11 protein-coding genes are annotated in these 10,835 nt (G+C 66.5%); 2 read left to right on the forward strand and 9 right to left on the reverse strand.

Annotated features, from left to right (window positions below; all coding sequences use genetic code 11):
• Nucleotides 1-31 precede the first annotated feature (31 nt).
• From FH608_RS30040 to FH608_RS30070, 7 genes are all read right to left on the reverse strand, one after another.
• Nucleotides 32-1,018 (reverse strand): MerR family transcriptional regulator, encoded by a 987-nt coding sequence (locus FH608_RS30040; protein WP_139634002.1) that lies wholly within the window; start codon nucleotides 1,016-1,018, stop codon nucleotides 32-34.
• Between the two features lie 586 nt (nucleotides 1,019-1,604).
• Entirely contained in the window at nucleotides 1,605-2,117 is a 513-nt protein-coding gene (locus FH608_RS30045; protein WP_139634177.1) for a GNAT family N-acetyltransferase, read from the reverse strand.
• Nucleotides 2,118-2,227: 110 nt separating this feature from the next.
• A complete protein-coding gene (gene rsgA, locus FH608_RS30050; protein ID WP_139634003.1) occupies nucleotides 2,228-3,304 on the reverse strand; it encodes a ribosome small subunit-dependent GTPase A in 1,077 nt (358 codons plus the stop codon).
• 408 nt (nucleotides 3,305-3,712) lie between these two features.
• Nucleotides 3,713-4,561, reverse strand: a complete 849-nt coding sequence (locus FH608_RS30055) for a phosphotransferase (RefSeq protein WP_139634004.1) — start codon at nucleotides 4,559-4,561, stop codon at nucleotides 3,713-3,715.
• 325 nt (nucleotides 4,562-4,886) lie between these two features.
• Nucleotides 4,887-5,150, reverse strand: a complete 264-nt coding sequence (locus tag FH608_RS30060; protein WP_139634005.1) for a hypothetical protein — start codon at nucleotides 5,148-5,150, stop codon at nucleotides 4,887-4,889.
• 134 nt (nucleotides 5,151-5,284) lie between these two features.
• Complete coding sequence (locus FH608_RS30065) at nucleotides 5,285-5,575, reverse strand: hypothetical protein (RefSeq protein ID WP_139634006.1); 291 nt, start codon at nucleotides 5,573-5,575, stop codon at nucleotides 5,285-5,287.
• The gene (locus tag FH608_RS30070) at nucleotides 5,572-5,754 is read right to left on the reverse strand and encodes a hypothetical protein (protein WP_139634007.1); all 183 of its coding nucleotides are present in this window, start codon (nucleotides 5,752-5,754) and stop codon (nucleotides 5,572-5,574) included. The genes FH608_RS30065 and FH608_RS30070 overlap by 4 nt, the downstream gene beginning before the upstream one ends.
• A 542-nt stretch (nucleotides 5,755-6,296) precedes the next feature.
• Between FH608_RS30070 and FH608_RS30075 the strand changes: the two genes are divergently transcribed.
• Together FH608_RS30075 and FH608_RS30080 are read left to right on the forward strand one after the other, a co-directional pair.
• Nucleotides 6,297-6,707, forward strand: a complete 411-nt coding sequence (locus tag FH608_RS30075; protein ID WP_139634008.1) for a winged helix-turn-helix domain-containing protein — start codon at nucleotides 6,297-6,299, stop codon at nucleotides 6,705-6,707.
• 330 nt (nucleotides 6,708-7,037) lie between these two features.
• Nucleotides 7,038-7,952 carry an HNH endonuclease gene (locus FH608_RS30080; protein ID WP_226900029.1) on the forward strand — a complete coding sequence of 305 codons (915 nt, stop codon included), beginning with the start codon at nucleotides 7,038-7,040 and terminating at the stop codon, nucleotides 7,950-7,952.
• 103 nt (nucleotides 7,953-8,055) lie between these two features.
• Here the strand turns inward: FH608_RS30080 and FH608_RS30085 are convergent, their stop codons facing one another.
• Nucleotides 8,056-8,322, reverse strand: a complete 267-nt coding sequence (locus tag FH608_RS30085) for a hypothetical protein (RefSeq protein ID WP_139634009.1) — start codon at nucleotides 8,320-8,322, stop codon at nucleotides 8,056-8,058.
• Between the two features lie 554 nt (nucleotides 8,323-8,876).
• Nucleotides 8,877-10,757, reverse strand: a complete 1,881-nt coding sequence (locus FH608_RS30090) for a serine/threonine-protein kinase (RefSeq protein ID WP_139634010.1) — start codon at nucleotides 10,755-10,757, stop codon at nucleotides 8,877-8,879.
• Nucleotides 10,758-10,835 lie beyond the last annotated feature (78 nt).

Here is a 10,835-nt window from a genome sequence, read left to right on the forward strand (position 1 = left end):
ATTCAGCGTCTGTGGGGATGACGATCGACCGCTAAGGTCGCGATTCCGCGTTGAGAGCCACGGCGAGCCATTCGTAGGGCACGGGGACCCCTGCCTTTGTCCCGTTGATGGTGGCCACCAGCGACAGGTACCTGCCGTGGGCGTCGGTGAGCCCAGAAGCGGCGCGCTGGATTGCCGTCTCGTGCAGGTCCTTGGCGAGCATTAGGTTGGCGGCCAACCGGTGGCGTACCTCGGTGGTGGCACGGCTCCCGGCGGCCTCGGCGATCGCGGTCACGAAGCGGTCGGCGATGTCCCGGGCCTGTGGAGAATCCTCGGGCACTCCGGCCTGGTGCGCCACCTGGGCCTCCTGGATGATCGCCGCCCCCTTGTCGATCGAGCCCAGCGTCGCCGGTGCGGTCATGAGGCGTCCCGAGGGGGTGGAGTAGGTGTCGTGGAGGTACGTACGTACGGAACGGCGGAAGTCGTCGTCCCGCACCAGGTCCGCCAGCTCGATCCAGGCTTCGAGCTGCTCGGTGGTGGGCTCCTCCGGCAGGTTCGGCCGCACCTCGCGCAGCCGTTCGACGAAGGAGGGACGCACGTCGAGGCCCTCGCTGACCTCGTCCCAGAACTGGTCGATGAGCTGGACGCGGTCGTCGTCGGACATGGAGACGAGCTTGTGCATGAGACTCACCTGTTCGGTCGGGGTGTGCTGCCGCACGATCGTCCGCAGGACGGCACTCCTGACCCGCAGGCGGCGCGCCTGGCGCTCGACGAGCGCGAGGTGCGCCGTGGCGAGATCGCGTAGCGTCGTCTCGCCGTCCAGCAACCGGCGGATGTCGTGCAGGCCGGCGTCCAGCTCGCGGAGGGTGCGCACGAGCTCCAGTCTGGCGATGGCCTGGACGTCGTAGAGCCGGTACCCGGCGTCGGTGTGGCCGGTGGGCGTGATGATCCCGGCGTCGGAGTAGAACCGGATGGCGCTGACGCTCAGACCGGTGCGGCGCGCCACGTCCCCGATGGGATACAACTCGCTGTCGTCCACGACGCCCACTATGGAGCCTCAACCAGGTTGAGACTCAACACGGCCTGCACGCGGCGGTGATCGGCTTTCTGCTGATTACTGCGACGAGCCGAAGACCTTTCTGCTCAGGCCGATCGTCTCGTGCGGTGCTGTGGCGGCCGGTGAGGACGAGGAACGGGATCTGACGCCTGGCCTTCTTACACTCCTAAGACGACGCCATGGACACGGTGGACCCCACGTCCTTCTTCGCGAAGTACGGCTCGGTCGGAAATGGCTGGGCGATCTTCAAGGCGTACCTCGACACCGGCTTCCTCGGCCAGTACGGCATGGACCCGTAAATCACACAGCTCAGCGGTGGTCGAGGGCTTCCTTCGGAGACCGGCAGCCGACGCCGCGACGGCCCAGGCAGGCGACGATCGTGATGAGACCCTGCGGGGAGCGAGCAAGCCGGTCGAGCAGTGCCCGCCGGTCCGGGGCTGTCGGTTCGGTGCCGACGGGCGGCACCGCCCTTCCGGCGGGAGGGCGGTGGCCCACCATGGAGAGTTTGCGACGGTCGAACGGCCCCAGCCGCGCTGAGGGCCGTTCGCCGCAGTCAAGGAGCGGGAAATCAGACGCCGAACGCCGCCGCGTAGCGGATGACGCCGCTCGGGACGGGCCGCTCAGGGTCGAGGGCGAGCGCCATCATGTACTTGTCCTCGACGTCGAAGGGCGGGCGGATGCCGAATCCGGAGGCCGGGGTGAAGCCGAAGCGCGGGTAGTACTCGGCGTGGCCGAGCACGACCACCAGGTTCTCGCCCTGCTCGCGGGCGGCTTGCAGAGCGGCGCGGATGGCGGCGGACCCCGCGCCCCGCCGCTGATGTTCGGGCTTGACGGCGCAGGGACCCAAGGCGAGGGCGGGCGAGTCGCCGACGTGGCAGCGGGTGAGCAGCGCGTATCCGGCGAGTTCGCCGCCGGGGGCCTCGGCCAGCCAGGACAGGCCGGGCAGCCACGCCTGCGGGTCGGCCCGCAGCGCCTCGATGAGGTCGGCCTCGTGCGGGGTGGGGAAGGCGGCAAGGTTGATGTCGCGGATGATGGCGACGTCGCCGGCGCTCTCGGGACGGGTGATGAGGGAAGAGGTCATGATCGGGTTCGTCTCCTTGTTGTTCTTCCGCGGATGCAGGACATAGCCGGTGCACTGGTAGTCCGCGCCGTGCTCGGCCCGCACCGGAGAGGTCGGTGGGATGCGGCCGGTCATGCCTGCCGGTCCCGGAACCTGTAGGTGGCGCGCAGGTGACTGGTGATGGCCTTCTTCTGGTTGTCGCGCTCCTCGCGCAGCCGGGCATCGGTACGTGAGGCCGCCCAGGCGTTCTCCCGCTGCAGTTTGTGGTAGCTGCGCAGGCGACGTTCGGGCAGTTCACCCGCCTGGACGGCGGCCTGCACCGCACATCCTGGCTCGGTGTCGTGGGAGCAATCGCCGAAGCGGCAATACGCGGCGAGGTCTTCGATCTCGGCGAAGACCTGCTCCAGGCCGTCGGCGGCGTCGTGCAGGCTGATCCCGCGCAGGCCGGGCGTGTCGATGAGGACCCCGCCGCCGGGCAGGGGGAGCAGCTCGCGGCGGACGGTGGTGTGGCGGCCCTTGCCGTCCTGCTCGCGTACCGTGCCGGTGGCCAGCAGTTCCTCGCCGAGCAACGTGTTGGCGAGGGTGGACTTGCCCGCGCCCGACAGGCCGAGCAGCACGGTGGTGCCGTGCATCATCGCGGCCAGTACGTCGATGCCGTGACCGGTGACGACGCTGGTGACCAGGATGTCCACCCCGGGTGCCAGCGCTTCGGCCTCGGCGCGGACGGCCTCGGGATCGTCGGCCAGGTCCGCCTTGGTCAAGACGATCACCGGCTGTGCCCCGCTCTCCCATGCCAGGGCGAGCAGCCGCTCCAGTTTGGCCGCGTCCAGGGGCGCGGCCAGGGACAGGGCGATGACGACCGTGTCGACGTTGGCGGCGAGCACCTGTCCGTGGGAGGACCTGGACGCCGACGAGCGCACGATCGCGCTGTGCCGCGGCAGCAGCGCCACCAGGTGCGGCTCGGCGCCCGGACGCAGCGCGGCCCAGTCGCCGGTGCAGGGCGTCAGGAGCGGGTCGGGCGGGTGCGGCGCGGCGAACGTGGCCCGCATCGGGCCCGACGTGGTGATCGCCGTGCACAGGCCACGATCGACCCGGGAGATCCGGGCCGGCACGAGGCCCGCTTCGTAATGTTCGGTGAAGGCTTGGTCGAGTGCGCCGGTCCACCCGTACTGGGACAGGTCGGATGGATCGCTGTACGTGTGTTGCAACGTGAGACCCTTGCGGAGAAGGGGCCCCGACGAGACGCGGGCATCACCCCGCCTAGCGAGCCGGATGGCTCAAGGCTGGGGGAGGAAGTTGGTCAGACCGGGACCCGGGACGTGAGGTTGGTCCGGGTGCTGCGCAGAGCAGCGGTCTTCACCGCGGTCATCAAACCTCACCTCCCTCACACATCGATCCAATACCGAACAACCGGCAGCCTAGCACCTCGACGAGAGCCCGTCGTACCGCTGCCGTTCCGGTCACGGCGGTCTATCAGTCTCTGACGATCTTGACGCGAGACGAGGAGCGGCCATCGTCATCGCGCCGAGGAAGGAGCAGCGCACATGGCATCGAGCTCGGCGATCGACTTGTCTTGACGCTCGTCCGGGCTGAGACAAGCCGCGGCACCGTTGGGGCTACGCTGCGGTCAGCGCCGCCTCGATGATGGTGCCATGGCGATCCAGCCAAGCCTCGCGCCGTTTGATCTCGTCGCCGATGCCTTCAGCCCACATCCGCGCCCAGCCGCCGCCCCGTTCCTCGGCTCTCTGCTTCATCAGGAACCACGCCCGCCGGGTCCGCAGCGTGAACACCTCGACAAGCCGGGAACGGTCGACGTCCGACATCCCGTAGGCGTCGGCCAGGATCCGGCAGCGGCGCGCGACGTCCACCTCCCGCAACAGCGGGTCGGCGTCGATGGGGTCGCACAGCGGCGCCCAGTACATCATCGCGTTGGCCACCTCATCCACCCGGGTGGTGGGCTTGGCGAGGTCGAAGTCGATCAGTGCGACCGCCTTGCCATCCCGGAACACGATGTTGTCTGGCGTGTAATCCATGTGCCCGACCACTTCAGCCGGGTAAGGCGGTGCGGGCGGCATACCCGGCGGCTCGGAGAACGCCCGGCTCGGCTGCACACCTTCAGGGATGACGAACCCTGCGGCAGCGTTGTCGCAGTCGCGAACGAGGCGTCCGACGGAGGCCAACCGTTCCTCGTCGGCGATCCACGCCGGCCTTGGCCGTCCTGCCACTTCGCCGGGAATGAAGGTCAACACCTCGCGTCCTTGCGCGTCGATGCCGAGGAATCGCGGAGCGCCCGGGAATTCGACCTTTTCCAGATGACGCAGTAGAGAGTGGACGAGCGGGGCGTTGGAGCCGACTGGTCGGCGCACGGTGCCGCCGATCCGCACGACTCCCTCGGTGACGTCGCCCCCTACCAGAGGGATCTCGGGATGGGGCTCAGACGATTCGACGTAGGTGAAAGAGTTCATTTTCCTTGGAGGTAAAGCCAACGGCTCGGTCTGCCGGAGCGAGTACAGCCATGCTTTCAAAGCACATGACCCAGATGACGGGTGAGTTCTCGGCCGAGGCGGGCCTGTTCGGCGATGAACGGTGCACCCACCATCTCTGCGGGCACCTTGGGCATACTTTCGTCACGAGCGCATGCTGCTCGATGGGCGGCTTGAGGAGGTGATCGCCGCTCTGCAGGCCCGGACGACCAGCCGAGGTGACGCTCTGACTGGCAAGCGTCTCGGGCGCTGTCACTTCTCAGCGATATCACCTCGCAGCGGAAACGATCGGTGTCGCAGCAGACCATCAAACGCCGTCACAAGTCACCGACGGAACCAGCAGGAGCCGGAGGTCGTTCCAGTAGTATCCGCAGTTCTCAGGGGGAGGGCCCTCGAACGTGTGGAGAGGCACGATCTCCAGATCCCACAGCCGCTGGTCCTGGGAGAGTGCGTGGTAGGCCAGGGCCTTGTTCATGGCACTGGCCATGTCGGTCGCCTCCACGACCCACGTGTAGGGCGCCTCTCCGTCGTGCCGTTCAGGACCGGCGATGGTCACCGTGAAGGTCTTCATCTTGCGTGGCTCCTTCGGCATGCGTAGCCCTGTGGCGAGGGTCCAGGTCGATCGGGACGGTCCTGGCCTGGGACTTCGTTTCCGTGACGGCGCGGCGGGCGACGCGCGGCGTGGGCGTTCCTCCGGACCGCCCTCTATCGGGCCTTGCCGCGGAGGATCCGGTTGAAGGTGCGACGCGCTTTCAAGGTCAGCGTCCATGCGGTTTCGTGGACGGTGCCCTGTTCTCGGTCCGTGCGGCGGATGAAGCCCTGCCCGGCGGCTGAGCACAGCTCGTACAGGATGGCCTCGCATTCACAGCTGTAGGAGATGATGCGGATGCGTGGCGCCCGGTTGGTCGGCTCGTGCCAGGTCAGCTTGATGTGGTGCGGCTCGGGCGGCTCGACGTGCGGTCCGTGGAGGTCGGGGAATGCGACTCGCCGGGTCACCAGGTCCTGCCTTCGAAGACCTCGACCAGGTTCTTGAGCGCGGTGTCGACGCGAGCGGTGACGAGCTCCCGGACGTGATCGCTGCCGGCTGGCAGGCGATAGCCGTGCCTCTCCAGCACGGCCTGAATTTCCGCGGTCAGCAGAGGCGTGAACCGTAGGTCTGTGATGGAGTTGCCCATGGGCCGGACCTCCTGTGAGTCAGCTTGCCCCGCTGGGATGGGGGGGTGGGCACGACCGCGGTCGCGTCGAGGACGATCTTTAGACCTCCAGACGCGAATACGTGGGCGGCGAGGACCGGCAGGCGCCACCGAGTTCACGGGTATGCGGCGGTCGAGCTCACTGCGGGTTTCAGGGCAGGTCTCCCGTCCGGAAAGGATCTCAGCGGTCTGCCGTGGATGGTGTCGCTGGTCCTTCGATGCGGTGCAGACGATCCAGTCAGCGCGGAGCGGATACGTGTCATTACGCCACACGCCGGTGTCGAGTTGGACGATTGGGATGCCGCAGACGCAAATACGAGTGACCTTGATCTGCCCACTGAGCAGTATGAGGCCCTCAATCAGTGACGGTGAACTGTCCGGGGGAGCTGCCATATAGTCAACATACTGTGCTACTCATCAGTAGCCTACTCTGTAGCCCACTGTGATCCATATTCTGGCCTAGAGTGACCTATATAGGATGGCGCAGAAACAGGGGTGGCAGCCGTCCTACCTACGGTCAGATCGTGGTCGACTATGACTCTGACTTCACAGTGAAGCAGCAGATCGTCAACGCCCTGCGCGCCCGCATCGAAGCAGGCGAATGGGCACCCCGACGCCGCCTACCCTCCGTCGTCCACCTCAGCCAGGAGTTCGGCGTGGCGCGGGACACCATCCTGCGAGCCCTCGAAGTACTGAGAGATCTCGGGCTCATCTACACCGTGAAGAACCGCGGCAGCTTCGTGAAGCTCGGCGCCGACTTCGTCGCCCAGCTCATCCCCGAGCCAGGGGTGCGCATCATCAACCGGCCGGCGCACGATGACGAGATCCGGGAGCTGAGTCTTTCGGAGCATGGCTGGGTGACTGTGGTGGAGCGCGGCGATGAGGTCGAGGTGTATCCCGCCGACAGGGTGGAGATCCGCGGCCCCGAGGGCTGAGCTCGCCACTAGAGGTGCGTGCCAACGCACAGTAAGCATGTCCAACTGATGCGGAGAGGGTTCGTGCCGCTCTCGACGTGCTCGGGGCAGCCATACGGCATATCGGGAATATGGGCAACGGCCGCCGTCGACGTAGTCACGCCAGGTCTCAGGCATCTCATTCCATGGGAGCGAGCTGGAAGGGACGTTTCGCGTACGTCCTGGAGTCTGCGTATCCGGAGCAGGAAACGGCTGCTTGGGTAGGCGCTGGCCTGGTAACTCGTCGAGGACCCGGGACATCTTCTCGGTTTCCTCTAGCCGGTGCGTTGGTCGCAGGTGTAAGACTCGGATGTGATCACATCGCTGGGCGACGATATGGACAGCCGTGTACGAGCAACAGCTATGGCATGGCTTCGTCAGAGATGTACACCCGAGGACCCTGTCGTACGGCGTGATGAGCTGCTTGGGTTCCAGTTTGAGGGGCGAACATTTCCCCTGATCGACAATCAGCTGGGGATTAGGAAGCCGCAGGGCATGACGGCTGCGCTATCGATCCTCACGACCTACACCTCCGATGGCGCACGCGCGCCGTACGAGGATGCAGTGGGGGATGACGGCCTGCTGCGGTACAAGTTCCAGGGCAACCCACGGCATTACACGAACGTCGGACTCCGAGCCGCCTTCGATCAAAGGGTCCCGTTGATGTGGTTCTTCGGCATCAAACAGGGGTTGTACCTTCCCTTCTTTCCGGTCTGGATTGTTGCTGTTGAGGTCGCGTCCTCACAGGTCGCGGTTGCACTGGATGAGGCTCAGCGGCATCTTTTGATCGACAGCGTGGGAAGCGAGATTGAGCGCCGCTACTCCCAGAGGATTACCAAGCAACGGCTGCATCAACCCGTGTTTCGGCAGAGGGTGATTCAGGCATACGAAAGCTCCTGTGCCATGTGCCATCTCCGGCATCGATCGCTCCTTGACGCCGCTCACATCGTTCCTGATCGCGAGACTCGTGGCGTTCCTGCCGTGTCCAATGGCGTTTCGCTGTGCAAGATCCACCATGCGGCGTACGACGAGAACATCCTCGGCGTCCGGCCCGACTACGTCATCGAGGTACGCGCCGACATCTTGGAGGAGATCGATGGACCGATGCTGAAGCATGGGCTCCAGGAGTTGCAGAACCTGAGACTTACGCTTCCTCGGAGACGAGCTGATCGTCCGGACCCGAACCTTCTTGAGGAGCGCTATGAACGGTTCCGTGCCGTGAGCTGACGGAGCTCATTTATTGTAGAGCCCTGATCGTTTATGTCGACTCGATATGACCGGCCAACATGCGGCCGGTGCACTCGCTGCCACCCCGCCCGCAAGTCTCTTATCACATTGATGTGTTTTCCTGAGTTCCCGCCATCTTCAAATCAGGGAACGTGCTTGTGATTATGTGAAGGAGTTCTGCGGCCCGTTGTCGATCGAGCTGAAGGGTTTGACTTGTTTTCTTTTCGGACTGTCGCTCGTCAGAACCGTATGTGCTCAGTTGCAAAAAGACACCCTCATCGGTGTGTATCGCCTGGTAGCCGCATTCCACCTCGGTAGGGTGCGGTCCTGAACTCTTAGTAGCTCGGAAGAACTCCTTGATCCTGGCCATGATGCTATCTTCGTCCCGGACAAGTCGACAGGCAAGAGGATGTTTACGAACCTGCTGCCTGGATTTGCTGAAGACAGTGGTGGACCTAGGTGAGGTTGGGGTCGCGGTGCGTGGCAATGGACGCATATCCAGGGCGTCTTTCTTTTGGTCCGGGTGAGGATTGCCAACCGTCGCGAGGTCTCTCGGGTGGCCAGAGGACGGGCTATTGGCAAGGTCTGTGAGACCCGCGCACCGCAACTCGGAAGTAAGAGGTAAGTGGGAGTCCTGCCGTTGGCCGCAGATGGGATCGCCTGGCTTGGTGAGCGCTTGCAGGTGTGGCGCAGGCCACATCGGTACTGGACGCCGCGCCTCACCGGTTCCGTCAGCTCGCTCGGCGGGTGCCTCGGCGAGTAGGGCGCGCCCAGTGGAGATCATGGCATCAGTTTGAGACTTCAACCGCGCTTGAGGTCAACCGATCCGGCCGAGCACGGGCGGACGTATGTGGGCGCACCAGTCGGGACGATCTGCCACCCCCCGTGCTTCGCCCCCTACCGGGCGTTTTCGGATCGGGGCGGTTACCAGAGGGTCCAGGGGCTTTCCGCGCCGCCGCTGAAACTTTCGGTGCCGCTTCTCCTCCAGCGCTGGCGTACGTTGGTCTTGGCTCCGCTGCGCGGCACGCTGAGCTTGAACGGGCCGCAGGTGACGACCTCGCCCGCGCTCGACGGCGAGACCCCTGTGCAGATGAAAGGCTGCGAGATGTTCGTGTCGGCGTCGGTGTTGTACAGCTGCACGTGGATGTCCGAACGTACCGAGGTTGACCCTCTGATCTGCCCCTTGAGGTAGAAGACGTCGCCCACCATGGCCATGCAGGGCGCCATTTCCACGGAGCTGCCGGGGCCGGCGGACACCCATGCACGGCACTGCCAGTTCGGTGTCGCGTTCTGGTTCTCCGATCCGGCGGGGCGGTCGTTGTCGGACGGGTCGGCCACCCCGGGCGTCGTCTGCTGCTCCTTGCGCGTTTTGGCGGGCGGTGTCTTCGGGTCGGTCGAGCGGGGCTGGGTGGTGGGCGGCTCTGAGACGGCGGTCTCCGGGGGCTGCTTCCGCTCCGTGCGGGCCTTGGGTGAGCTGACCGGGATGCTTTCCGTGTCGGCGGCCGGGGTGGAGGGCGTGGGACCCGCGTTCCCGGCGGGGCCGTCCGCCGATCGGGGTGGGGCGGCGGCCGCCCGGGGGGCCGGGTCCGCGTTCCCTGCTCGCCAGGGTGCCATCACAGCCACGGCGGTCCCGCTGAGCAGCAGCGCCAGCGAGGCGGTGGAGATGATGATCAAGCGCTGGCCGCGCCGCTCGTGGCGGGTGGAGGGGAGGGCTCCGCTGGTGGCGGAGGGGGCGGTGTCGGTGAGGGACGGGCCGTATGTTCCGGCGGGCACGGGGGTGCGCGGGGCCGGCACAGCGGGGGTGGGGTGCGCGGGTGGGCCCATCGTGGGGGAAGGCAGGGGGCCTGCCGGAGGGAGCGCTTCGGATGTTACGGGGCTCGCCGGAGGGAGGGTTTCGGATGTCACGGGGCCCGTCGCGGGGAGGGCCTCGGAGGTTGCGGAGGGTGGGGCTTCCCGCGGGACCGGGGGCAGGACGGGCCACTGGGCCAGCGACGCCGTCGCCTCGCCCAGCGTCATCGCCACCGCCCTGGCGCTGGGACGTACGGCCGGGTCCTTCGCGGCGCAGGACGCGATGACCGACCACAGGGGGTCGGGCATCCCGGGGAGCCGGCGGGGCGTGGCCGCCGCGTGCTGCCGGAGCAGGGCCATCGGATGCTCGCCGACGAACGGCGGGCGCCCGGCGAGGAGCTCGTAGAGGATCAGGCCCAGGGCGTACACGTCCACCGCCGGGGTGGGAGCGTTGCCGTCGGCGACCTCGGGAGACAGGTAGACGGGCGTGCCGATGATCGAGGTGGTCCGGGTGAGACCGGGGCCGTGGACGATGCGGGCCACGCCGAAATCCGTCAGCCGTACCTGGCCGGTGGCCCCGTCGATCAGGACGTTCCCCGGTTTGATGTCCCGGTGCACGATGCCCGCGGCGTGCGCGGTCGCCAGGGCGTCGGCGACCTGGGCCATCAACTGGGCGGCTTCGGCGGGAGGCAGCGTGTCGCGCTGCCGGAGCAGGGTGCGGAGGTCCCCGCCCTCGACGAGGTCCATGACGAGGGCCAGGCGCTCGCCTTCGATGACGAAGTCGCGCACGGTGACGATGTTGGGGTGGCGCAGCGTCCGCATCACGTTGCGTTCCTGTACGAACCGCAGCACCAGGTCCTGGTCGCCGGCGAGGCCGTCACGCAGCAGCTTCACCGCCACGATCTCCTGGGTGTCGCGATGGCGTGCCCGCCAGACGGTCCCCATCCCACCGGCGCCGATCTCGTCCAGAAGCACGTACCGGCTGCCCAAAGACGCCTCGGACCCGCCCGTAGCCATCAGTATCCCCCTCGCGACAGACGGAGATCACAATAGTCAGGTGGATCGGCAACGAGAAAGGTCCGCATCGCTTGCTCA

This window comes from Nonomuraea phyllanthi, assembly GCF_006334985.2.
Taxonomy (GTDB): domain Bacteria; phylum Actinomycetota; class Actinomycetes; order Streptosporangiales; family Streptosporangiaceae; genus Nonomuraea; species Nonomuraea phyllanthi.

Bases quoted from the DNA above. Each gene is read 5' to 3' on its own strand.
- FH608_RS30045 (WP_139634177.1), bottom strand. From the start codon at position 2,117: ATGACCTCTTCCCTCATCACCCGTCCCGAGAGCGCCGGCGACGTCGCC.
- FH608_RS30090 (WP_139634010.1), bottom strand. From the start codon at position 10,757: ATGGCTACGGGCGGGTCCGAGGCGTCTTTGGGCAGCCGGTACGTGCTT.
- FH608_RS30060 (WP_139634005.1), bottom strand. From the start codon at position 5,150: ATGAAGACCTTCACGGTGACCATCGCCGGTCCTGAACGGCACGACGGA.
- FH608_RS30055 (WP_139634004.1), bottom strand. From the start codon at position 4,561: ATGAACTCTTTCACCTACGTCGAATCGTCTGAGCCCCATCCCGAGATC.
- FH608_RS30085 (WP_139634009.1), bottom strand. From the start codon at position 8,322: ATGGCCAGGATCAAGGAGTTCTTCCGAGCTACTAAGAGTTCAGGACCG.
- FH608_RS30070 (WP_139634007.1), bottom strand. From the start codon at position 5,754: ATGGGCAACTCCATCACAGACCTACGGTTCACGCCTCTGCTGACCGCG.